24 protein-coding genes are annotated in these 23,975 nt (G+C 52.8%); 15 read left to right on the plus strand and 9 right to left on the minus strand.

Going from position 1 to position 23,975, the window contains the following annotated elements; genetic code table 11:
- The first annotated feature begins 10 nt into the window (after positions 1–10).
- Both FMM01_RS07945 and FMM01_RS07950 read left to right on the plus strand, forming a co-directional pair.
- Positions 11–556: a CvpA family protein gene (locus tag FMM01_RS07945; protein ID WP_190973485.1), complete on the plus strand. Its 546-nt coding sequence runs from the start codon at positions 11–13 to the stop codon at positions 554–556.
- Between the two features lie 81 nt (positions 557–637).
- Positions 638–1,324 carry a type 1 glutamine amidotransferase gene (locus tag FMM01_RS07950; RefSeq protein WP_150392156.1) on the plus strand — a complete coding sequence of 229 codons (687 nt, stop codon included), beginning with the start codon at positions 638–640 and terminating at the stop codon, positions 1,322–1,324.
- Positions 1,325–1,485: 161 nt separating this feature from the next.
- Here FMM01_RS07950 and tnpC read toward each other — a convergent pair whose 3' ends face one another.
- The 5 genes from tnpC to FMM01_RS07975 all read right to left on the minus strand — a co-directional run bounded on the left by tnpC (position 1,486) and on the right by FMM01_RS07975 (position 8,366).
- The gene (gene tnpC / locus FMM01_RS07955) at positions 1,486–3,042 is read right to left on the minus strand and encodes an IS66 family transposase (protein WP_150391513.1); all 1,557 of its coding nucleotides are present in this window, start codon (positions 3,040–3,042) and stop codon (positions 1,486–1,488) included.
- 100 nt (positions 3,043–3,142) lie between these two features.
- Positions 3,143–3,502: an IS66 family insertion sequence element accessory protein TnpB gene (gene tnpB / locus FMM01_RS07960; RefSeq protein WP_057824131.1), complete on the minus strand. Its 360-nt coding sequence runs from the start codon at positions 3,500–3,502 to the stop codon at positions 3,143–3,145.
- Complete coding sequence (locus tag FMM01_RS07965; protein WP_146995692.1) at positions 3,477–3,671, minus strand: hypothetical protein; 195 nt, start codon at positions 3,669–3,671, stop codon at positions 3,477–3,479. Before FMM01_RS07965 ends, tnpB begins: the two co-directional genes overlap by 26 nt.
- 79 nt (positions 3,672–3,750) lie before the next feature.
- Entirely contained in the window at positions 3,751–4,989 is a 1,239-nt protein-coding gene (locus FMM01_RS07970; protein ID WP_150392157.1) for a hypothetical protein, read from the minus strand.
- Positions 4,959–8,366 carry a hypothetical protein gene (locus FMM01_RS07975; protein WP_150392158.1) on the minus strand — a complete coding sequence of 1,136 codons (3,408 nt, stop codon included), beginning with the start codon at positions 8,364–8,366 and terminating at the stop codon, positions 4,959–4,961. The genes FMM01_RS07970 and FMM01_RS07975 overlap by 31 nt, the downstream gene beginning before the upstream one ends.
- Positions 8,367–8,935: 569 nt before the next feature.
- Between FMM01_RS07975 and metE the strand changes: the two genes are divergently transcribed.
- From metE to FMM01_RS07990, 3 genes are read left to right on the plus strand one after another with little or no spacing between them, the layout of a single operon-like run.
- Positions 8,936–11,224 carry a 5-methyltetrahydropteroyltriglutamate--homocysteine S-methyltransferase gene (gene metE / locus FMM01_RS07980; RefSeq protein ID WP_150392159.1) on the plus strand — a complete coding sequence of 763 codons (2,289 nt, stop codon included), beginning with the start codon at positions 8,936–8,938 and terminating at the stop codon, positions 11,222–11,224.
- Positions 11,202–12,074, plus strand: a complete 873-nt coding sequence (gene metF, locus FMM01_RS07985) for a methylenetetrahydrofolate reductase [NAD(P)H] (RefSeq protein ID WP_146995045.1) — start codon at positions 11,202–11,204, stop codon at positions 12,072–12,074. Before metE ends, metF begins: the two co-directional genes overlap by 23 nt.
- Positions 12,075–12,129: 55 nt before the next feature.
- The gene (locus FMM01_RS07990) at positions 12,130–12,492 is read left to right on the plus strand and encodes an iron chaperone (RefSeq protein ID WP_027829660.1); all 363 of its coding nucleotides are present in this window, start codon (positions 12,130–12,132) and stop codon (positions 12,490–12,492) included.
- Positions 12,493–12,519: 27 nt separating this feature from the next.
- Here FMM01_RS07990 and FMM01_RS07995 read toward each other — a convergent pair whose 3' ends face one another.
- Positions 12,520–12,849 carry a hypothetical protein gene (locus tag FMM01_RS07995; protein ID WP_150392160.1) on the minus strand — a complete coding sequence of 110 codons (330 nt, stop codon included), beginning with the start codon at positions 12,847–12,849 and terminating at the stop codon, positions 12,520–12,522.
- Positions 12,850–12,919: 70 nt separating this feature from the next.
- Entirely contained in the window at positions 12,920–14,377 is a 1,458-nt protein-coding gene (locus FMM01_RS08000) for an NCS2 family permease (protein WP_027829662.1), read from the minus strand.
- Positions 14,378–14,601: 224 nt separating this feature from the next.
- On the opposite strand from FMM01_RS08000, the gene FMM01_RS08005 reads away from it, so the two are divergent.
- From FMM01_RS08005 to rpmG, 7 genes are all read left to right on the plus strand, one after another.
- Positions 14,602–15,078, plus strand: a complete 477-nt coding sequence (locus FMM01_RS08005) for a DUF2975 domain-containing protein (RefSeq protein WP_150392161.1) — start codon at positions 14,602–14,604, stop codon at positions 15,076–15,078.
- A gap of 14 nt (positions 15,079–15,092) precedes the next feature.
- Positions 15,093–15,569, plus strand: a complete 477-nt coding sequence (locus tag FMM01_RS08010; protein ID WP_150392162.1) for a DUF2975 domain-containing protein — start codon at positions 15,093–15,095, stop codon at positions 15,567–15,569.
- Positions 15,570–15,582: 13 nt separating this feature from the next.
- Complete coding sequence (locus tag FMM01_RS08015; RefSeq protein ID WP_150392163.1) at positions 15,583–15,786, plus strand: helix-turn-helix domain-containing protein; 204 nt, start codon at positions 15,583–15,585, stop codon at positions 15,784–15,786.
- Positions 15,787–15,849: 63 nt separating this feature from the next.
- Complete coding sequence (locus FMM01_RS08020) at positions 15,850–16,551, plus strand: EAL domain-containing protein (RefSeq protein WP_223850024.1); 702 nt, start codon at positions 15,850–15,852, stop codon at positions 16,549–16,551.
- Between the two features lie 21 nt (positions 16,552–16,572).
- Entirely contained in the window at positions 16,573–17,958 is a 1,386-nt protein-coding gene (locus tag FMM01_RS08025) for an FAD-dependent oxidoreductase (protein WP_150392164.1), read from the plus strand.
- A 9-nt stretch (positions 17,959–17,967) separates the two neighbouring features.
- Positions 17,968–19,116, plus strand: a complete 1,149-nt coding sequence (locus FMM01_RS08030) for a GGDEF domain-containing protein (protein WP_223850051.1) — start codon at positions 17,968–17,970, stop codon at positions 19,114–19,116.
- 105 nt (positions 19,117–19,221) lie between these two features.
- Positions 19,222–19,371, plus strand: a complete 150-nt coding sequence (gene rpmG, locus FMM01_RS08035; RefSeq protein ID WP_027829668.1) for a 50S ribosomal protein L33 — start codon at positions 19,222–19,224, stop codon at positions 19,369–19,371.
- A 210-nt stretch (positions 19,372–19,581) separates the two neighbouring features.
- Here the strand turns inward: rpmG and FMM01_RS08040 are convergent, their stop codons facing one another.
- Positions 19,582–19,791 carry a hypothetical protein gene (locus FMM01_RS08040; RefSeq protein WP_150392166.1) on the minus strand — a complete coding sequence of 70 codons (210 nt, stop codon included), beginning with the start codon at positions 19,789–19,791 and terminating at the stop codon, positions 19,582–19,584.
- 220 nt (positions 19,792–20,011) lie between these two features.
- Here FMM01_RS08040 and FMM01_RS08045 point away from each other — a divergent pair, with 220 nt between their 5' ends.
- Positions 20,012–20,296, plus strand: coding sequence for a hypothetical protein (locus tag FMM01_RS08045; RefSeq protein WP_027829669.1), 285 nt, complete (start codon positions 20,012–20,014; stop codon positions 20,294–20,296).
- 37 nt (positions 20,297–20,333) lie between these two features.
- Here FMM01_RS08045 and FMM01_RS08050 read toward each other — a convergent pair whose 3' ends face one another.
- On the minus strand, positions 20,334–21,731 hold the full coding sequence (locus tag FMM01_RS08050; protein ID WP_150392167.1) for a 6-phospho-beta-glucosidase: 1,398 nt from the start codon (positions 21,729–21,731) through the stop codon (positions 20,334–20,336).
- Positions 21,732–21,849: 118 nt separating this feature from the next.
- Between FMM01_RS08050 and FMM01_RS08055 the strand changes: the two genes are divergently transcribed.
- Entirely contained in the window at positions 21,850–22,800 is a 951-nt protein-coding gene (locus FMM01_RS08055) for a LacI family DNA-binding transcriptional regulator (RefSeq protein WP_223850052.1), read from the plus strand.
- A 208-nt stretch (positions 22,801–23,008) separates the two neighbouring features.
- Positions 23,009–23,959, plus strand: coding sequence for a glycosylasparaginase (locus FMM01_RS08060; protein ID WP_150392168.1), 951 nt, complete (start codon positions 23,009–23,011; stop codon positions 23,957–23,959).
- Positions 23,960–23,975 lie beyond the last annotated feature (16 nt).

Here is a 23,975-nt window from a genome sequence, read left to right on the forward strand (position 1 = left end):
GATTTTAACCATGCTCGTTAACGTGATCCTGGCTTTTCTCTTCCTCTTCGCGATTTTTCGCGGCTGGTCCCGGGGTGTCGTCGCTCAACTGGTGCATCTCGGCGGCAGCCTGCTGCTGTTCTTCATTGCTTGGTGGTACAACAAACCCGTCGGCGAGTGGCTCAGCGGCCTCTGGACCAAGTCCCATCCCGAAAGCACGGCCTTTGCCGGGGCAGCGGGCAATGTCATCGCCTTTTATCTGATCATGACCATCGGCGGCCTGATCATTTGGTGGATCACCCGCCGGACCCGCTGGTTTACGAAATTTCCCGTCGTCCACCAAATCAACGCCTTGCTCGGCGCCCTGCTCACTTTAGTCATGACAGTCATCTTCGTCACCTTGACCCTGGCGGTGCTCAGCCGCTGGCCGAATAACGACCTGCAACTGGCCATTCTCAATTCTTCCTGGGCCCAATGGCTCCTGACCCAATCGCAAATCGTGTGGCGGGACGTCTTGGCTTGGCTGTTCCACGTTTCAGCCAATGATCTGACTATGGCCTTTGCCCTCTTGCCGTAAAAGCAAAACAGGTGCAAGACAGGCCGGTTCGTGGTAGAGTACAATCTAAGTTGAACAGCGTTGAAGGGGGTTAAACACCACATGGCAGAACCAATCAAAATTGCGTATCTGTACGAGGATCTAATGAATACTTACGGTGATTCCGGGGACGTCAAGATCCTGCGCTTCCTGTTGAAGCAGCAGGGCTATGACACCACGGTGACCAACGTCAGTTTAGGCGACGACTTTGACGCCAACGATTACGACTTCCTATTTTTCGGCGGCGGTCAAGACTTCGAACAGACCGTGGTGGCCAAGGACTTGCAACGGCACCGGGAAACCATCAAGGATTACATTGAAGCCGGCAAACCGATGCTGTGCATCTGCGGCGGCTACCAGTTCCTGGGAACCTACTACAAGATGAGCGACGGCACGGTGATCAAGTGCCTGAATATTTTGCCGCTGCACACTGTCTTCAAGGCCGATGCCCGAATGATCGGCGATACCAAGTTCATTACGCAATTTGGGCCGGCCCAGGCCTTCGAGAATCACTCCGGCCGGACGTACTTTGATGACCAGGACAAGCTGAAGCCTTTTGGCACGATGATTGAAGGCTATGGCAACAACCCGGATGACCACACCGAGGGCATGCGTTATAAAAATGTCATCGGCAGCTACTCCCATGGGCCGCTGCTGAAGAACTTGAACATCGCGGAAGGCATCATGAAGCTGATCATCCAAAATCATCAGGATCGCTTAGCCCACAGCAAAGAAGCCGTCATGGCGTAAAAAAAACAGCGTTCAGAGAAATTTCTCTGGGCGCTGTTTTTGACTGTGCACTATTTCAGGGTGCTGCCGCCATCATCGTAAGAGGTCGTTAAACGGGCGTATATGAAAAAGTGGCGCAACCCTCTAACATAAGGATTGCGCCACTGCTGTACTCGAATTATTTATTCGTGGCAGATCTCCTGCACTTTCGGTGACCAGGGTAAATAGTCCTGTAGGACCGTCAAGTCCCCGGGCACCGGCAAATTAGGTAATGCCGCAAACAAATAGTTCAAGTATTGACGAAGGTCGAGGTGATTTATCTCTGCAGTTTTGAGCACACTTAATAAGATGCCCGTCGCTACGGCGCCGCGTTTGCTCTGTGAGAAGAGCCAATTTTTGCGGCCCATCACCAGCTCTTTGACGGCTCGTTCGGCCCGGTTATTGGATAACTCCAACCGGCCGTCTTGGAGAACCGCCCGTAATCCTACTTCATGGCCCAGTGCGTATTCAACTGCGCGACCAAGTTTGGATTTCGGTAAGTAACTGTCACCCAATTCAAACAACCATTTGAAGAAGGCATCCATCTGCGGCTGGAGGTGTTCTTTACGCTGCGCAAGTCGCTCAGTTGCGGGCAGGCCACGCCATCCCTGTTCCAAGTGGAACATCTCATTACAGTATTGCCGACCAATGGGTGCCAATCCGGTATCACCACCGGTAACCGCTTCGTCGAACTTCCGCCGGACGTGCGCCCAGCAATAAACATTGGTCAGATCCGGCAACCGGGGATACACAGCATAGCCATCGGTCTGCAGGTATTTCGTATATCCCTTAAGGAAGCGCTCAGCTTCGCCGTACCCGCGGGTGTCGCCGTGGTCATACAGGATAATTTGATGCTCCGCAAACTTGCCTGAGGTGTAAACCCAGTAATAGGTCTTGGCCTTCTTGATGGCGAGCACCCGGTAGGGCGTCTCATCGGCGTGAATGATATCCTGGGCCAGCAGTTCTTGATGCATCAAATTGTAGAGCGGCCGCAGATATTCTTCGGCTGCCTTGATAGGCCAACCAGACAGGGCTTGCCGGGTAAAATCTGCGCCACGATTATGCCAGAGCTTTTCTTGCCGGTAATCCGGCACTTTATAGATAAATTTGGTCAAGATTGATTCGGTCACGACCGCATTTGAAGCCATACTGTGGGAGATCACGGGCTTCGGTACGTCTGCTTTCTTGGTGATTACCTTACCGTGGTCTTGTAAACACTGCTCGTTAGTGCAGACGTAAGTGTGCTGGTAAACAGTGGTGGCCAACAACTTAACGGGGACAAAGTCGACCTCTTTACGTACGGCTGTCCGCCCAATATCGGCCATCATCTTCCCACATCCTGGGCAAATCTGATCTTCAGTGTCTAAAGTATAGTCGCGAGTGTTTTGTGGTAATTGACTCAGGTCCATCGATTTTCGGTGAACCACTTTCTTAGGGCGTTTCTTGACTGGCTCGTCTTCGCCACTCGCCTTGGCGACCGCTGCTTGTTCTTCCTGGGTGAGCACGTGTTCGTTGAAGAGGTTGGTTTGCCCATCTGGCAAATTTTGGCTGGATTCGCGGCGACGACCATAGAGAACACGTTTCAATACGGCCAGCTGCTCCTGCATCTGTTGGTTTTCGTGGAGTAAATTTTGGACGATAGTCCGTAATTGCTCGGGGGTGGCATCTGCGAGTGCAATGCTATTTTTTGGGTCGACCAATGTGTGGCCCTCCTGAATTATTGATTATTGGATTATATCATTTATAGATCATAAAAAGGAAGAGGTAATACCAAATTTCATTTGGCATCCTCTTCCACATTTAATTGGTATATCCGACCCTGCGGTCATGAATGGTACGCCTCTCAATAATACTTAGACCAGTGATCAATCGTTTTAACTGGTAATGGCTTAGTCGTTGTACGTCGGACCGGTTGCGGGGCCATTGCAGGTGGCCGTTCTCGAACCGCTTGTAATAGAGGACGAAGCCGCTGCGATCCCAGTAAAGGGCCTTGAACCGGTCCCGCTGACTGCCGCAAAATAGGAATAGTGAGTGGTCGTACGGGACTTCGTTCTCACCATAGAGTTCCCGCAGTGAGGCAGCTAAACCGTCAATTCCTTTGCGGAGGTCAGTCTTGCCACAGATGATGTAGATGTTAAGTTCTTGGATATTGGGGAACATTACCAGTCAACTCCTGTAAGACGATGTGCAGAGTGCTCCGATCAGCACCATTATAAAAAATCACTTCGGCATCTTTGAGCTTGATTCGAGCAGCTATCTGGGGCTTCCCACCAGTGCTGGGTGTCCGATCTGTCATTTGAACCGGCACAATATCTTTAATTTGAACCATAAAAAGCCTCCTTGTGCACTTGATGACTCAAGCATACAAGGAGGCTACGGCGCGAACCATATACCCGTTTAACGACCGCTTACCCATCATCAGGAGTCATGGTGTAGGTCACCGTGGCCTGGTACTTGCCGCCGGTGAAACCACTGGTACCGTCCCCGCTATCACCCACCGTGAAAGTCGTCTGACCAACATCCTGCCGGAAGTTGGCCGGATATTTGCCGCTGGGGCGAGTTAGGATCTTCACCGGATCACCACCGGAAGTAATGGTTCCACGTGTCGGTGCAGAAGGTGATTCACTGGTGTGATAGTCAAACGTTATTTTCGACCCGCCAATGCTGCGATTCGCCGAACCATCTGTCGCAGAAAACTTGCCGAGTTGCGCATACAGATACCAGGGAGCACGGGTTGGTGTATCTGGATCGATGGGCTCAACAGCCCGGTTATCGAATGCTTCAAAATACTGATCTCTTTCTGCATCACTGGGTAATTCTTTGGTAGTTCCCACGCCCGTACTGGATACTTGACCAAAGTCAAGGTCGGGTACATGAAGCAAGCCGTAAGTATTATCGCCACCCGAATTGATGTAAATCGGATTTGTATCCAGCGTGACAGTCTTACCGCTATCGGTCGTCCCTGTGATGCTGTCACGAATCATCTGGCTTGCCGGGATATTACTGGCGCTGATATTAGGTACATTCAAGGTATACATAACCTCAAATACATTTCCAGGAACGAATCCATTCGTTGATGTCCCGCTACCAATATCAAGTGGACCGTCCAACTTATCAATAGTATATTTTGAAGGTTGAGTTGGTGAATCTGGAGTCACAAAGTCAACGTTACCAGGATTTGCCCAGGTTTTTCCATCAGGAGAACTTGTCCAAAGTACCATCTGCGTTCTCCGCCCACTTGTATCGTCTTCCCAGCCACCATCATTCATTCCCGGAGACATTGTAAAATATGGGTGTGCCGGGTCATTTGTTGTAGGCATATTCAACACAACCTTAATATCCCGCAAGAAGCTAAATCCCGCGTCCTTAGGGATTGCGAAACGAGTTCTTACTCGAATCTGATCCGTTGGTTGAACATACGCTTGAATCGTATCATAAGGACTGTTGTAATTGATAAAATCATTGGAATTGTAATTCTGATACCCAACAAGATTTTGATACTCTGCAAGAGTGTACATCAACCATTCATTCGGATCGGTCACAATACCTTTTGTTGCTCTGATTTTATCATACCCATCCGGTATCACGTTAACCACTTGCTGCGCATCCGCAAAGCCTATGTATGACTTGTCCTCATAGGTATACACAATCTTCGTCCGCACGGTGATGACATGAGAACCAATCGTGTTGGCAATACCAATTGAACCGTCACTGGATTTTGAGGGATCAGTGTTGGCCGCAACGTCATTGACCGTGAACGAAAAACTATGCGGTCCGGGTGCTTCCGCTGAGTTGTCTGGCTTCGTCGTCTTCGTCCACGCTCCGGTGTGCCAGCCTTGAGTGCTTCGTGATCATCCGCAGCAAAGTCGCTGCTGTCACCGGCATGGGCTAACACCTTCCCGTTGTCGGCGAGTGCGGGTGTCCAATCCGCGGTCCAGTTACCATCGATTGTAATGCCTTTCTTCAGCTCAGCCGCTGTCACGTTATAGACCCGATTTGTGAGATCAACGCGCGGCGTGAAGCCATTTTGAATGACATAGAGAGTCGCTGGGCGCGTATACGCCCCGTCCCCCATGATGGCTGAATAATGGACTTGCAGATTCTTGGGAATCGGTGACGTCGTGGTCGGTACAGTCACTGCATTGCCGTCGCTATCCGTGACATCGGCGTTCACCCGATTAACGACTTGAGGCTGGTTGTCCACCGGAATACCGGATACGTCTTTGGTATAGATCAAGCTCTGCGTATTCCTGTCTTCTTTGGTGCCCCAGTTGTAGGCATCCGTGTCAGCTCCGCCAATGTTTTCAAAGTTGGAGTAATAATTGACCACTCGGGCAAAGCGGGCGGTGCTCACGGTGTTTTTAGTGATGGCATTCGAATCATAAGCTCCATACGTCATATCGCTGGATTGCGGCAAATTGGACGACAACAAGCCGCTGGCCGCCATTTCCAAGGTGACACTGCGGGCGTTGTAGCTCTTTGACCCATCCTTGGTCAGCAAAGCACTGCTGTCGCCGGCCGTACCGTTGGGAGAGCCCAGCGGCGTGACACTTTCCCAGGGTATTGTACTGCCATAGTTCGGGTCGGCCGGATTGGTTACATCACTCGTCGCTTGAATCTGAGTATTGTCAGTATTGAGGGCCTTACTCCAATCCCAGGGCGATACGTAGGAATTCCAACTGTTCATGCTGACGGCAAAGGCATCAGTGCGGTCAGGATCGGTGTTCACACCAATGGTGCCATCCACGGGTACCGTTTTACCATTGACCGTGGTGGTTTGAATAAAGCCATTATTATCCGTCTTGGCAGCCCCCACAATTTGACCGCCGAGTGTATCGTTCCAATAGAGGCTGGTTTGCCAAGTGCCCATCACCCAGAAGCCGCCCTTGCCGCCTTGCGTACTTTGTGCTGGTGGCGTTTGGTTCCAGGGAATTGCCCCGGACTCGGATTTAACGGTCCAATTATTATTTTGATTGGTCGTCTGCAACACGTTTTGGCGAATTTGACTCACATACTGCGATGTGGGCGGAATTGCTGGGGCGGCCCATAAATACTGTTGCAGGACCTTACCCGCGGCATTCAAATGTGATGGATCTTCCGTGTAGTAGTCAGGTCGAATCAAAGCCCGATCCATCGGCGTATCATGGGGTGATACAGCAGGCGTCGCTGTCGTCTTGGTCTGCGGATCAACCAGCTTATCGCTGCCGACAATATCCATGGACAAGTTATAGGTGTGATTCTTCTGTGCTGACGGCATCAGCATTCCCTTCGTCAACGTCTTGGCGGGCGAATGGTCATCTAAGTTGCCATTGTATTTGTCCATGTCGATGAAGAAGTTGACGTAACAGGATCCGGCAAAACCGTCTTTCGCAATATAGCCGACCGCAGCTTGATATAGCATTTGGGCGGCATCCGCGAAAATACCACCATAGTTGCTGCCATTGGCCATCGTAAACAACGCTGACAGAAGCGAATACGTATAGGGATAACCAACACTGTACCCTTTAGAAGGACTCGTACCTACCCCAGAGGTGGGCGCATTAGGATTCCACAACCATTCAGTTTGGACGGCATTCGAATCAAGCACACTATTAAATTGGTAACTCGGATCCATTAACGGGTTGGTACGGGTCCAACTGCCGTCAGCATTTTTTTGAACTTTTGCCCAAGAGCTCTGAGCACTGGCATACGGATTGCCATTGGGATCGCCGCTAACGGTGGGATAACCGGCATCCGCATAATTGTGGCCTGCCATGGATCCGGTATAGGTACTGACGTTATTCTGGAAATCTCGCAAATCCTGTTGAATAAAGTTTTTGACCAGTGCTAAATTAACCGTCGTGTTCTCAACATTCCCACTGCTGTCTTTCGTTAGACCGGGAATATTCTTGGCAGCTGGTACTTTGGTTAAATAGGCTTGCATATCCGTTGCGGAGAATCCAGCCGCGATTCGCGGTACCGCATCGGCATTATCTTGCACTTTGCCGTTGGCATTAGTACGCGTATTGGCGACAACGGCTGGATTGGCCCCCCGGCTTGTACCAAAGGGCAATACCCCCCGGGTCAGGTTGGGCGACACGGTCATCCCGGCCAATGATGTCGTCGTTGGATTGTCATTAGCAAGGGGGATCCCTTTAACTTTCAAATAGAAAACATTCGGGTGATTAGGATCAAGATAAACTGTATGGTCGAATTGCATTGGCACATAAATTCTGGTGACCCGGTCCGTTGACATCTTGGGGACGTCAATGGCCATCCGGAAGTAAGCGCGATCCCAAACAATCGCTTTGGCGATGGCGGCAGCATTAACGCCCTTTTCCATCTTGAAGCGGACCATAACGCCATAATTGCCATCATAAATATTATTCATTGCATTACCATAGGCAGTGTCAACCATGATATGGACATTGACCACCCCTGTAGCTTGCAAAAAGTGGCCCTGATAGGCTTCTTCTTTTTGAGTCTTGCCATTGGCATCGGTATAGCTGTGCAAATTTGGGACCCACACCGCCTTACCGTTATTTCCAGCCTTTTCTGTTTCCATATCCGTTGTGGAATCGGCTAAACTTTGCGGGACAGCAAAACGCCGATACACCAGTTTAAAGGCAGAATATACCTTCCGATTGGTATTGGCTTGGTCATGAAAATAATCACCATTCGCGTTGCCGGAAGAATCTCGGGACACATTAGGATTGTATGGTGTGTATGACCGTAACGGGTAGACAGACAACGGTGATTGCATCTGATAATTTGAAAAATCATATTTTGCATCCGCAATGCCGGAAGTGACCGTCGTATCGGTGTCGCCTGTCACGAGATTTTTATTCATCCCTGTAGCCAGTGATGAGATATTGTTGGCCGTTTTGCTGGTATTGGTCGGATCCGTTTGATCCGGTAAATCCATTAATTCGGCATGGACGGGGCGGCCAGGACAAGCCAGTAACAACAATAATACCGCGATACCAAATAGGATTGAAAAGCGACGCCTAGTCCCCCACCGGCGTTTACTGAACTGCGTATTCATAAGTATTTCCTCCCCAGATAACAACTCACCCAAGTGAATTGTCTACCTATTTGTCACACATTCAGGATACCATCTAATCCCATCAGATAACAGCCGTATTCCGGAAAAAGCATTCAACGATTCGAATTAACTGAACACTTTTCTTAATTCTGTCTAGTTATAAATAGGGTCTCTGTTTTCCACTCCTGCAAAATTTGAGCTCGGCCGCTTGACATCCCCCACATTTCTGGGTATGCTACGGTCAATTATTAAATCAAAAGCGATGAAGATGAGTAGCTGGTACTACCGTTCTCCAGAGAGTGGCCATGCGGTGCGAGGTCATAACGGCAAGTCAGTGAACATGGTCTTGGTTACGCAGGGTCGGCGAGCAATGGCAAGCCGATCATGGGGACGCCCATTACAGCGTTCAGGTCTCGCCCTCTGGGCCGGACTGAGTGAGGCAAGCGGGCGCGAGCTCCTTGCGAACCAAGGTGGTACCACGGGAATCCGTCCTTGATCTGTTGTAATATTTTGCAGCGGATCGGGGACGGATTTTTTTATTTTCATCACACCCATTGGAGGGACTCTATATGACCACAACGATTATCGGCTATCCACGCATTGGTGAAAAACGGGAATTAAAGTTTGCAACGCAGAAGTATTGGAAGCACCAGATCACCGCAGACGAATTGCACACCGCCGGCCGGGAGCTGCGCCAGCACCACTGGCAGACCGTCCAAGCCGCTGGTATCGATCAGGTACCCACGGGAGACTTTTCCTTCTTCGATACGACCCTGGATACCGCCTTTCTGCTGAACCTGGTGCCCCAGCGCTTCAAGGCGTTGGCTCTGGATCCGTTAAACGAATACTTTGCGCTGGCCCGGGGATATCAAGGACCCGCCGGGGACGAGAAGGCGTTGAGCATGAAGAAGTGGTTCAACACCAACTACCACTATATCGTGCCCCAATTCGACCGGGATACCGAGATCCAAGTGGTCGGCACCAAACTGTTTGACGAGTTCGCCGAAACTGAAAAGTTGGGCATCAATGCGCGGCCGTCCTTGATCGGCCCCTATACCCTGCTGCGGCTGAGCCGCTTTTTAGACGGCTTGACCCCCGATGACTTTCTGCCTTCCTTGGCGGCTGCCTACGCGCGCATTATTACGAAGCTGCGGGCGCTGGGCGCGGATTGGATCCAACTGGATGAACCCGCCTTGGTCTATGACCAGACGGCCAAGGACCTGGACCGCTTCACCCAGCTGTACGATACCATTCTGGCCGCCAAGGGCGACGGGCATATCCTGCTCCAGACTTACTTCGGTGATGTGCGGGATTCTTACAAGCTGATCACCACCCTGCCCTTCGACGGGTTGGGGCTGGATTTCATTGAAGGGCCGAAGAATAAAGACATTGTGTTAGAAAATGGCCTGCCTGATTCGCTGACCTTGTTTGCCGGCGTCATCAACGGGAAGAATATCTGGCGCACTAATTATCAAAAGGCCTTGGCCCTGCTGACTGAACTGCATCAGCCGACCACTCGTCTGGTGCTGTCCACCTCCTCCTCTTTGCTCCACGTGCCCTACACCGTCCGGCATGAGCACCATATTCCCGATAACGAGAAGAAATACTTAGCCTTCGCTGAGGAGAAACTGGCTGAGCTGGTGGATCTGGACCACATTCGCCAAAATGGAACTGACACCCTGGCCTACCAGGAAAATGCGGCGCTGTTCGCCGCCCCGCGCTACGTGGAAAACAAAACGCTGAACGCTCAGATCGCGGCCTTGCAGCCGGCAGATTATCAGCGGACCCCGGATCGGGCGACCCGGTTGGCCATTCAGGCCAAGGAATTGAAGCTGCCCCTGCTGCCCACCACGACCATCGGCTCCTTCCCGCAAACGGCGGCGGTGCGCCGCAACCGGGCGAAGCTGCGCCGGGGCGAGATCGATGAAGCCGCATACAATGCCTTCAATGAAGAAGAAACTAAGCGCTGGCTGAAGTTCCAAGAAGACATCGGCTTGGACGTTTTGGTCCACGGCGAATTCGAACGCAACGACATGGTGGAATACTTTGGCGAACAGCTTGAGGGGTTCCGCTTCACGGACAATGGCTGGGTCCAATCCTATGGCACCCGGGGCGTCAAGCCGCCGATCATCTGGGGCGATGTCGCCCGGACCCACCCGATTACCGTCGCTACCACCGTCTTTGCCCAAAGCCAGACCAGCAAGCTGGTCAAGGGCATGCTCACCGGGCCGGTGAGCATCCTCAACTGGTCCTTCCCCCGGGACGACGTATCCAATAAATTATCCACGGAGCAGATTGCCTTGGCCCTGCAGGGTGAAGTTCTGGATCTGGAAAAGCACGGAATCAAGATCATCCAAATCGATGAGCCGGCCCTGCGGGAGAATCTGCCGCTGCGCCAAAGCGACTGGTATCGCCAGTATCTGGATTGGGCCGTGCCGGCCTTCCGGCTGGTGGCCAGCAAGGTCCAGCCGACGACCCAGATCCACACCCATATGTGCTACTCGGAGTTCGGTGATATCATTCAGGCCATCGATGACTTGGACGCCGACGTGATCTCCTTTGAAGCCTCCCGGGCAGACTTCACCCTGCTGGACATTCTCAAACAGGTCCACTTCCAGACCCACGTTGGTCCCGGCGTCTATGACATCCATTCCCCGCGGATCCCATCCGAGGAAGAAATCGTCGACATCATTCACCACATCCTGGTCAAGCTGCCCGCCGACAATGTCTGGATCAACCCGGATTGCGGTTTGAAAACCCGGGAAGAACCCGAAGCCAAACAGGCGCTGATCAATATGGTCGCCGCCGCCAAGCAAGTGCGAGGTGAACTGGAACATGCAAATCAACCAACTCTTTAAGGATCGGCCGGTCATTTCCTTTGAAGTGTTCCCGCCCCGCAAAAATGCCACGGCGGCATCGCTGCGAAAAATGGACGAAACCTTGGCAGTGCTCAGCGACTTGCACCCCGATTATGTCTCAGTGACCTTCGGCGCCAATGGCGCGCTCCAGGCCACCGGTACTCTGGCCACGGCGAGTTATATCAAAGACACCTACGGGATTGAAACGGTCGCCCACTTGCCGGCCAGCCAATTATCCGCCGACCAGATTCACGGCCTGCTGAATGAGCTGCAGGCCCACGGCATTGAAAACATCCTCGCTCTGCGCGGCGATATTCCCGCCGGCGGCCGGTTGAGCAACGACTTCCCCCACGCCTGCGATTTGATCCGCTACATCCACCAGTGCGGCGACTTCAACGTGATCGGCGCCTGTTACCCCGAAGGCCACCCGGAATCGCCGGATCTCGCCACCGATATCCATTATTTGAAAGACAAAGTGGATGCCGGCGCCAGTCACTTGATCAGTCAGCTCTTCTTCGACAATCAGGTCTTCTACGATTTCGTTGCCCAAGCCCGGGCAGCCGGGATCACAGTACCGATCCAGGCCGGCATCATGCCCGTCATCAATGCCCACCAGATCGAACGGATGGCGACGATGAGCGGTGTCGCCCTGCCGGAGAAGTTCACCCGGATGATGGCCCGCTTCCAAGATAACCCGGTGGCCATGCGGGAAGCCGGCATTGCCTATGCCGTAGACCAAATTATTGATCTGCTGGTCCATGGCGTGGACGGCGTCCATCTCTACACGATGGATAACGCCGATGTCGCCCAAAGAATCTTCGCGGCCGCTGAACAAGTCATCCACGCTTAACTTTTAGCCCCCATTTCGCGTTATACTAGACCTATAGCGATTAAGGGGGGATTCCATGCCAGAGAAACCAGAAGTCAAAGACATCCAGGATTATCTCAACCAAGCCAGCGTTGACGCGCGGCCATTGCTCACGGCGTTAGACCACTTCATCAATGAAGAATGGCCCGGCGCTGAACCGACGATCAAGTACGGCCAGCCTTTCTACTTATTGAATGGCCAGCGGCTGAGCATCGCGGCGTATCAAAAACACGTCTCGGTGTCATCCAATCAAGACGTGCCGCAAAAGCTCGCTGCTGAGTTTACCAAGGGCGGGTACGACGTCGGGGCGAAACGCGTGAACATCGCATTTCACCAGGATATCCCAGAAGAACTGCTGCACCAATGGTTGCAGCATATCATTCAATCTGTTGAGGCATAATAAAAAGGAGACCGATCTGGTCTCCTTTTAATATGCCTTCTTCTGAATCGAAATCACCCGATCATGGTCCAAAACGATGGTCACCTGCCCAACTTTGGGATAGCGCCAATGCATGGTCTGGCGGTGCTTACCAGGGGTGAGCACCTGACTATTGGGTTCGCCTAACTGGTGAATGATCGTAGAGCGGGTCGCCCGCCGCGGCAAGTGTTTGACCCGCCGGCACACCTGGGCATACGCCGCGGCCGCCGACCCGTCCGCGTTGGTTACTCGGGCGTAGGCTAAGGTACAAACTAAAATACCAATGATCAAAGCGCCGGTGATTTTGAGCCAGCGCTTTTTTTGAAATAAAAAGGCCATGGTCGCCACTCCTTTCATCACCAGTGTAATAAAAGGAGAAGGCCCATGGCCTAACATTTCTGCAAGGTCCTTAAAGAATTGCTAAAACGACGAAATTCAGAATGAAGAGAATCGTGACGATCCAAAGAATCGGATGGACCTCTTTAGCCTTGCCGGTGATCAGCTTGATCAAGCAGTAGGCAATAAAGGCGGCGGCGATCCCGTACGAAATGTTGTAGCACAGCCCCATAAAGATGGAAGCCATGAACGCCGGGATGGCAGCAGTCAGATCTGTCCAATCAATATTGGCGAAGGAACCAAGCATCTGAATCCCAACCAGAATCAGTGCCGGGGCAATGGCCTGAGTGGGTACCACGGAAATAATCGGTGCAAAGACGGCACTGATGATGAAGAGCACGGCCACCGTCGCACTGGTCAACCCTGTCCGGCCGCCAGCCCCGATGCCAGCACTGGATTCAACATAGGTTGTGGTGTTGGACGTGCCGAAAATGGCCCCAAATCCGGTGGCTACAGAATCCGCGAAAAGGGCCTTATCCATTTTCGAAGAAAAGCCTTTGCCATTCTTCATGTCGGACATATCCTCATCGGAAAAGATCCCCGTCCGCCGGCCGGTCCCAATGAAGGTGCCCAGTGAATCGAAGGTATCAGAGAAACTAAAGGCAAAAATCGTCATGAGCACCAGCGGCAGCCGGGACCAGGAACTGAACAAGGACTGCATCCCAGGGTTGCCGAAACAGGCCCCAAACGTTATTTTGAGTTGACCGAAGGCACTGGCCAAGGAATTCGTGCCCAAGTTGTGCAGGTCGGTCACTCCCATGGGGATCCCGATGATTGTGGTGATAATAATCGTTAAAATAATGGCGCCAGGAACCTTTTTCACCATCAGGATAATCGCGATCGTCAGCCCAATCAGCGCCAGCAGCGCGCCGGGCTGAGTGAAGTTGACCAGAGCCGGGACAATCCCGCCATTAGACACAACCGACGTGATCCCGCCTTTAAAATGGGTCGTCCCAGCAGAAAAGGCCTTGCCGTTGATCGATGCAATACTGCCGGCATCGCTGGTGAATTGCAGAATATTGGCATTTTTCAAACCAATATAGGCCACAAATACCCCGATTCCAGCGCCCATCGCATGCTGCAGTGCCTCTGGAATAGCAGTAATAATCATTTTCCGAATCTTAGTGACCGTGATCGTGATATTGACTAGGCCGCAAATGAAAACCAATGCCAGGGCTTCCTGCCACTTAAAACCCAAAGCAAAACAAACGGTATACGTAAAGAAGGCATTCAGCCCCATGCCCGGCGCCAGGGCGTAAGGCACATTGGCAAACAATCCCATAAAGGCTGTCCCGATAGCTGAAGCAACGATGGTCGCCAGGAAAACCGCCTGGCTGGGCATCCCCGTTTGGGACAGAACAGACGGATTCACGAACAAAATATAAGACATAGCGAAGAATGTCGTGACTCCGGCCAAGATTTCCCGACTGCGGGTGGTGTGATTCTCTTGGAGTTGGAAATAAGTATCCAAAATCAGTTCCTCTTTTCCCGATTAATAGGCCCATTATACCGATGGCCGAGGGGTAATTCAAGATGATTTTAGAACATAAATGGCTTATTTTGATATATCGTTCGTCTTTTTCGAATAGAAGCGGCTATCAATTCACGAACATTATCGATTTTCATGTAATCTTTATCGTTTATCAATAAGTATTGCGGTACAATGGCTTTAAGAGATTAAGGAGGCTGATCATTTTGAAATTACGTTCTTGGTTCTTGCAGTTCTGTTTGGCCGTTGCCTGTGTACTGGCGGTTATTTTTTGCCTGATCGTCTTTCCGCGCATGACGGGGAAGTTGATGGACATCTACCGCCACCCAGTGGCGTCTTGGTTCTTCGCGGCGGGCTGGTACGGGGCGGCTTTGGGCTTTTTCGTCGGCGCCTATCAGGCTTCCCGCTTGCTGGTCGCGGCCAATCGGCACCAGGCCTTCACCCCGCGGGTCGTTCAGCTGCTGCGCCGTTTTAAGTGGGCGATGGCCGGGGCTGCAGCCAGTCTTTGCCTGATCCTGCCGCAATTTTTCGTCGCCGCCGATCAGGAAGATGCACCAGGTCTATTTGTTATTGGTTGCGGCATTGTCGCCGTGCCATTTGTCGTCGCGGTATTTCTGGCGGTCCTGCAACGCTTGTGGCAAACGGCTCTCACTTATAAGGAAGAAAACGACTTAACAGTTTAAGGAAGGTGTCCCAAATGAAGTTGCGTTCCTGGTTCTTACAAGCGTGTCTGGTTGGTGCTGGCGCATTTGCCATCATGTGCTGTGTCTTTATCTTTCCGCGGGTCCCGGAACATTTCGTCTACCAATACCATAACTTACCGGTGGCGGTTATTTTCACAGTTGGCCTTTATGGTGCCGCCGCAGCGTTCTTTGCGGCTGCTTGCTACTCGTCCCGCCTGCTCAGCGCATTGACGCATCGGCAAGCCTTCACCATCCGGGCGTTACAGTTGCTCAGCCGGGCAAAATGGGGCGTTGTCGCAATGACTGGGAGTTTGTTCCTGTTTTTCCCGCAAATCGTGGTCATTCTTATTCAAGGAGAAGATCCCGGTTCCGCCATCGTGTTTACCGGCATGGTGGTGATTGCTGCAGTGGTCGCCGTTTTTTTAACCATTCTCCAACGCCTCTGGGAAACAGCGTTGCAAGTTAAAGATGCTAACGACGCGATTATTTAGAAAGGCGGATTCCATGCATATTCAAGTCAATCTCGACCTGCTGCTGGTCAAACGGCACATGACGCTCACCGAACTCGCCGATCAAGTCGGCATCACCATCGCCAATCTGTCGGTGCTCAAAACGGGCAAAGCCCGGGCCATTCGTTTTTCTACCTTAACCAAGCTCTGTGCGGCTCTGGAGTGTCAGCCCGGCGACATCTTGCAGTTTGTTCAATAATTATTTATATTAGGGAGAGCGAATGTCGCACTCCCTTTTTTATTCGCTAGAAAGCAGGTCGCTATGGATACGCACGAAGGCATCTACCGTTATTTCATCCAACCGCAGCTGGACATGATCAACAACTCGTTGATCGGCTACGAATTACTGATGAAACAATACACCCTCGCCGGGTGGCGGCCGCCTAAAAGCTTCGCGGCCGTACCCGCCGAAATCATCGCCAGTGTCCTCATTGCTACCACGCGCAAACTTGCCTTGAAGATTGGCTCCGTCTCCGTTAATCTGAATCGGACGCAAATGCTGAATCCGCAAATCAATGAGGCTTTGATTCAGGCCCAGAGTTATCTGCGGCCGGTACGGTTAAATGTGGAACTGACAGAAGAACCCACCGATCAGGGCATCACGATCACGCAATTGATGCCAATGATCAAGCAATACGACGAACGGGGCATGGAAATCAGCCTAGACGATGTGGGCACCGGCCAGAATCAGCTGGCGGATGTGCAGCCTTTGCTGCCCTACGCTAGCGAAATGAAGTTTGCCCTGCAAAATTTCACCACGGGGTTGGCTGACCCTGATCTGGTGAAGCAGCTGGTCTACTGGCGGGACATCGCGGCCGCCCACAGGCTGCGCTTTATTGTGGAAGGCACCGAAACGGCGGAAGATGATGCCCTCCTTGACACCCTGCACATCGACTTCCGCCAGGGGTATTATTATGGTAAGCCCCATTTACTGAAGATCCACCCGACCGATCCCGGGCAATAGGATCCTGATTGGAGAAAATCAATGAAAGTCATTATCGTTGGCTGCACCCACGCCGGTGTCGCCGCTGTGCGCCAAATTTTTCAAGAATATCCCGATACCGAAGTGACGATTTACGAGCGGGACAATAATGTCTCGTTTCTTTCCTGCGGCATTCCCCTGTATCTCAGCGGCCAGGTAAAACGCTTGGAAGACATGTTCTATGCCACCCCGGCGGACTTGGCTGCTCTTGGGGCGAAAGTCTGCATTCGCCATGACGTGGTGAAGATCGATACAGCAAAAAAAGATTTAACGATTGAAAACTTAGAGACCCATGAAATATTCCACGATACATACGATAAATTGATCATGACCACTGGTTCTTACGTGGTCGTACCGCCGCTGATGGGCATTGACCATGAGCGGGTTTTGCTGTGCAAAGATTATTGGCAGGCCCAGGCGATCCACGACACCGCCGCGCAGCACCGGCGGATCGCCGTCGTGGGCGGCGGCTATGTCGGGGTTGAACTAACCGAGGCTTACGCCCAAACGGACCACGACGTGACCTTGATTCAGGGCCATGATCAGATTCTCAATAATTATATTGACCAAGAAATTTCCGGGGAAATAACGGACTTGTTGACGGACCACGGTGTCCAGATTCACCTCAATGAGCGGGTCCAGGCTTTCAGAGCGGATGAAAAGACTGGCGGCCTCCTAATTGACACCGGCGACCACGCGTACGCCGCGGATCTCGCTATCGTTTGCACTGGCTTCATGGCCAATACTGACCTGCTTCGGGGTCAGGTTACCATGGACCGCCATGGGGCGATCATTACGAATGATTACCAGCAGACTTCCGATCCGGATATTTACGCCGCGGGGGATGCCTGCACGGTCCGGTTCAATCCCACCGGGAAACCGGCCTATATCCCGCTGGCGACTAATGCCGTGCGGCAAGGGATGATCGCTGCTCGTAATCTGTACGGCCATAAGCAAAAGTTTCTCGGTACCCAAGGCTCCACCGCCATGATGCTCTTCGGCAATACTCTGGCGACCACCGGGATCACGCTGACCAATGCCCGCAAGTCCGGGATCGACGCGGCCGGTGTTTTGTACCACGCCAACTATCGGCCGGATTTCATGCACCCGAACACGCCGGTAACGATCAAACTGGTTTACGACCGGCAAGATCGGCGGGTCCTCGGCGCCCAATTGTGGAGTCTCCACGAAGTGACCCAGTCTGCCAACGCCGTCTCGATTGCGATCCAAAACCGCAATACGATTGATGATCTGGCGTATGTCGACATGCTGTTTCAACCGCACTTTGACCAGCCGTTCAACTATTTGAACCAAGCGGCGCAGATGGCGGTGGCCCAAGAAACGGCGGCCACCACTCGCCACCATGCGCCTGCGGCCAGGAAGGACTGACCCAATGTGATGATCAATGCGTGGTTCCAGCAGCCGCTGATCACTGATATTTTTGTGATGCTTGGCGTGGTCCTGCTGAACCAGCTGCTGCTCCGGGGAATTATGAATTTTACAATCAACGCTGGGCAAAAGATCGATTATTCAGTGGGTATTTTAAATGTGGTCAGCGTCGGCTATTTTGCCGTGCTGGCCATCTATTTCCAATACCTCGGTTACGATCTGCAATCCGACGTTGCCCTGGTCAACTTTCGCATTTTGATCTTAATCTACACCATGATCTACCTCGGCCGACGGGGCAGCGCTGTCGTTGTGCTGGCAGATTGTGCCAGTCGTGCCGCTTTTTACGGGTTGACCCTGAATACGTATGAAAGCTGGACCACTGAAGTAACCGTCTGGCTGATCATGGCGCTGATCGCCACGATTGCTAAACGGATCCATTTGCATCTGCTCACCCTCGTGATGGTCATCAACTGTGTCGGCGGCGGCTTTTGGCTGCTGGCCTATTTTCTTCAGTTGCGCCGCGTCGCACCCCTCAGCGGTGAAGCGGCCTTGGGCCATTTTGTCAGTTTCATTATTCTCAACGGCTTGCTGGCCTATGTCTTGCGCGCCTTGGATAATGAAAATAACCACCTCAGCGCGATCACCTACGAAGCCACCTATGATCCGCTGACCCGGCTGCAAAATTACGGCATGTTCGACAAGCATTACGAGGAATTGTTCAAGCGGTATCACCTGCGCAACGCCCCGCTGTCGATGATTGCCATTGATATTGACTGGTTCAAGTCGCTGAATGATCAATACGGCCACCTTGCCGGCAATCAAGTATTAGCAACGATTGGCCGCTTGCTGGACAAGGAAACGGCGGTCTACCCCGCCGCCACTTGCTACCGGGTGGGCGGTGAAGAGTTCAATATTCTGCTGCCCGGGGTGGCGTTGATTGATGCTGGAAACTTCGCTCGGCATTTGCAGGAAGAGATTGCCGCGACGGTGATCCGCGTCGACGATCAGCCGCTGGCCATTACCGTGTCAGTGGGTGTTGCCCAGCTGTCGCTGGCGGACGCGACGGCCAGTGATTTCTATGAACGGACGGACCGGATGCTGTACCAGTCTAAGGGTAAGGGGCGAAATCAGATCACGGTGGATACCGGCGAGCAGTGAGAAATCCCCAAAACGAGCTCTTAACCGGCGGCCTGCGCTCTCTATTGACATTTCTCGCTATTCCGGTATCATTGGTAAGTAAAACTATGCATAGAGGTGACTGACATGCGGAACTGGATCATGCTCGAGAACAAAGAAACCGGCGAAAAGATTTATCTGACTTCGAAGAACAAGCGTAACACGCCTGATCGTCTGAAGTTGACGAAGTACTCTCCGAAGCTGCGCAAGCGCGTTGTCTTCACAGAGGCTAAGTAATTGGCACAGCAAATACCGCTCCTGAACGGCTGAGATATGGCGTTAGAGAGCGGTGTTTTTTGTACTATGTGCAGTTCAAAACACTGCAATCTATTGCACCCATATGCTACAATAATATGCAAAAGGGTGACGCGCGCGAACACGTCACCCAATGACGCCGCAAGAAGCGGTGACACTCAGTTTAGCATAAAAAGCCGCCGTGAATGTCGATCAGGAGCGGCTTTTTGTATGCCGTTTTTGCCTTTGGCGTCGGTGCCGTTGCCGGACCTGCTGCCAATTGATGGTGGCGAGTTCGAGCTCTCGCAGCGCATTAACCGCTGTCGTTAACGACTTGATGAGGAAGGCAAATGCCTTGATCAACACGGCCAATGATACAAGAATCGCCACCGTTTCTGCCACCAGGGCAGAAACAGCTGACACGTGGGCTCTCCTTTCTGATAGAATCTACGTGGGAAATGGGGTTTTGATCCATCGCACCACCTCTTTCGAGAGAGCCACCGCTCCTTGAATTGTCAAAAAATATTATACCATAAAATGGGTTCCCACTTAGAGCGACAGGGCTTTGGCTGATCAATCAACATTGGCATCGTCCATTTCCGGCTAGTAGGGTATAATGCGACAGGAAAGGAAGTTTGCCGTCATGATGTATGCTTACCTAATGGGTTTGATGCTAGCCGCCGTACTGGTCATCAATTTCCAACTCTCAAAAGAAAACAAGCGCATGAAAGCCATGTTCCACTTTGACGATAAGGAACTGGTTGAAGAAGCAAAGAAATTGCTGCCGACGAACCATCCGACCGCGGTCGTGCTGGCCTTACGGGAGAATCATTTTCCGCTGGGCATGGTGGAAGCGAAAGGTGCGGTCAATGAAGCTACGAAGCAGTTGAATACTGAAATTTCGGCGGAAAATAACTCTAAGCACTGACAAAAACGGACGCGCGCGCGTCCGTTTTTGTCACTCTTTATACTGTTGCCGGTTCCTTATCTAATTCGGCGGCAATCGGGTCTTTCACGGTTACGCCCGCTGCTGTGAGTTTCGCGATGGTATCCGCAAATTGCGGCAAGTGATCCTGATGGGCAATCAGTAATTCATCCAGGATGCGCTTCGCCGTATGCCCGCTGCGGATCACCGGATTCATGGTGAAGGCCTGCAGGGCTAAGCCGTAATTACCGGTGACGCCGGCTTCGCAGATAACTAATTCCATATTTTTCATCAGCTGCAGCCAGCCGCGTTCCGCCGGCGGTAAGGCGCCGAAGGCCATGGGCACGGCCCCGGCGGCGCTGATTTGGGCGGATACTTCGACGACGTGGTCCTCTGGCAAGTCGGGAATCGCGCCATGATTGACAGTAGACACGACCATGTGGGTTTTCTTATTGGCGTATAGCGACGCAATAGCTTCACAGGCGGCGTCGGAATAATGCGCGCCGCCCCGTTCGGCTAACTGGGGCGGCTTCACGGCCAGGTTCGGGTCCTTGTAAAGTTCAAACAGCTCATGTTCCAGCCGCTTAACCTGCTGAGCCCGGGTGCCGACGCCTTTGTATTCTTCCAGCGCATGCGCCAGCATTTCTTCTTCTCGATAGTAATACCGATGATAGCCGCAGGGAATCATCTGCATGTCGTCCAACTGGGCGCGATAGAACGGCACGTCGAAGATGTTTTTGGGCAGACCGGCGTCATCGCTGTACATTTTGTCCACGATATCCATGGTGACGTTTTTACCGGTTTCGTCCCATACTTTATGCCAGTGGAAGTGATCGATACCGGCAAACTTATAGGTCAGCTGATCCAGGGTGTTGCCAATCAAGGGCGGTTCCGAAAGCATCGCGCCCACCGGCACGTTGCACAGGCCAATCACTTTGTCCCACTTGCCGTAAGTGGCAATGGCCTCGGTGATCATACCGCTGGGGTTCGTGAAATTGACCAGCCAAGCGTCGGGGCAGAGTTCTTTCATATCTGCCACGATATCCAAAATGACAGGAATCGTCCGAAAGGCCTTGAAGATGCCGCCGGCCCCATTGGTTTCTTGCCCCAGCATACCGTAGCTGGCGGGAATGCGCTCATCCTTGATGCGGGCATTGAGTAAACCCACCCGGAATTGGGTGGATACGAAATCAGCGTCCTTCAGGGCTTGACGCCGGTCCAGGGTGAGATGGATTTGCCAGTCGAGACCGGCTTTTTTGACCATCCGTTGGGCCATGGCGCCAACGATGCGCAGCTTTTCTTCACCGGCAGGAATATCTACCAGCCAGATTTCTTTAATCGGTAATTCGTTTTGGCGTTTGATGAATCCTTCAATCAGTTCGGGGGTGTAGCTGGACCCACCGCCGATGGTGACGAGTTTCAAGGCTTGACGGGACATAGGGAGGATCTCCTTTCGTATTGAACACATCGACATTTTCTTTGCTCACTGTTACTCTAAAGTATGGGAATGTTCCCAGGTCAAGGAGGTTTTTGAAATAACTGCGACTATTTTTGATATTGCCCGGCTCGCCCAGACATCGAAGTCCACAGTATCCCGGGTGATCAGCGGTAAAGGCTATGTGAGCCAAGAAAAGCGCCAGGCCATTCTTGCCGCCATCGATACGCTCCACTATGTGCCCAGCCAGGCGGCACGCAATATGCGCCGCCAGCAGACCCACATCATCGGTTTTTTGATCAGCGACTATTTCCAACTCGCCGGCGAGTTTCTTACGGCCTTCGGGAAGGCCGCCGATGCGCAGGGCTACCACGTGAATGTCTATTTCACGCAAACCGCCGAGCGGGAACTGACGGTACTTAACGGCCTGATGGATCACAGTCTGGATGCGGCGTTCCTGCTCACTCGGCTGAATCATTGGGACCGGCTCACCCCGTATACCCAATTCGGCCCGCTGGCCACGTGGCAGCGGGTCGATTCACCGGTCATCTATTCGTCTTATGTGGACCATTATCCGCTGTATATGCAATTGCTGCGGCGGCTGGCCGCCCAGGGTTACCGGCGCATCGGCAGTGTCTTCACCGGCACCCGCCACGCCAACACCCAGGCCAAGCTGCAAGCCTTGAAGGACTTCCAAGCTGAAGACCCCGCCGTGGACACGAGTTGGATTCAGTATCATGAAGGCCAGCACGGCGCGGGCAGCCAAGCGGCCGATGTTTGGCTGACTACGCCGCAAAGGCCGGATGCGGTGATTTGTTTTTCGGATTACGTGGCGGCGGCGTTTATTGCCCATCTCCGGGAGGCTGCCATCCGCGTACCCCAGGATGTGGCGGTGGTCGGCATGGATAACAGCGAGATCAGCCGCTTGATGGGCATCACGACGGTGGACCTGCATATTGAAGCCCAGGCGGAGAACGATTTTGCTTATCTGTACAACCAGCTCAATGAGCCGCAGCAGCCCATGAAGCCAGTCGTGCCGAAAATTATTGAACGGCAAACCACGAATTATTGAAAGCGCGTGCATTTTGCTCAAGTAAGCGCTATACTATCTATGTTCAACTTTTGGGGAAAAGGAAGCAGCGGGATATGCGCACCTGTGCATATCCCGTTTTTTATGCCGTTTTTCCCAATATAACACCCGTTATCCTTGTGGTTTATCCCACAAAAGCGGTTTCCTATGCCATAATTGTTCATATATCCATTGAAGGGAGCAGGAAGAAATGACAATTGCAATGATTGGTACGTGGCGCATGGCGGAGACCGGGATCACCCCGGCGATGGCCGAATTGCGTGCTGGGGGCAGCGCGGGAGACGCTCTGGTAACCGCGATTAAAGCGGTGGAGGATTATCCGTATTACCAATCCGTCGGCTATGGCGGCTTGCCCAATGCAGCCGGTGTGGTGGAAACTGACGCGGCCTACATGGACGGCGATACCTTCCGCCTAGGGGCCATCGCCGGCGCCCGGGACATCGCCAACCCCATCGCGGTGGCGCAAGCGCTGAGCCAGGAACCGGCTAACAACCTGTTGGTGGGTACCGGAGCCACCGAGTACGCCAGTACCCATGGTTTTCAGTTGAAAAACATGCTGACGGAACGCGCTGGGCAGAAATGGGAACAGAAACGCCAGGAATTAGCCAGCAAGAACCTGAATCCCTATGACGGGCACGATACCGTGGGCATGGTCGCGCTGGACGCTCAGGGCCGAATGACCGTGGGTACATCCACCTCTGGGCTGTTCATGAAGCGCACCGGCCGCGTGGGCGATTCTCCGCTGCCTGGGGCCGGCTACTACGTCGACAGTACAATTGGCGGGGCCGCGGCCACGGGCATGGGGGAAGACTTGATGAAAGCCAGCCTCAGCTACGAGACCGTTCGCCTGATGGGCACCGGGCTTAGTGCCAGCGAAGCCCTGCGTCAAGCCGTATATCCGTTCATTGATCGGCTAACCAAAATTGGCCAGCATCCCCGGGAATTTTCCTACGTTGCTTTGCGTCAGGACGGCGACTGGGGCATTGCGACGAATGTGGAATTCACTTTCGCCGTGGCCCAGGACGATGGCCCGACGCAAATCTATATTGCCCAGCCCAACGGCGACCAGCCGGATATTCAACCGGTCACGGCCGAGTGGCTGGCGGCGGACAAAGCCCGCCGGCAAGCACCATTAGCTTAGGAAAGGAGCGAAAAAT

It is taken from the genome of Schleiferilactobacillus harbinensis (genome assembly GCF_008694105.1).
GTDB lineage: Bacteria > Bacillota > Bacilli > Lactobacillales > Lactobacillaceae > Schleiferilactobacillus > Schleiferilactobacillus harbinensis.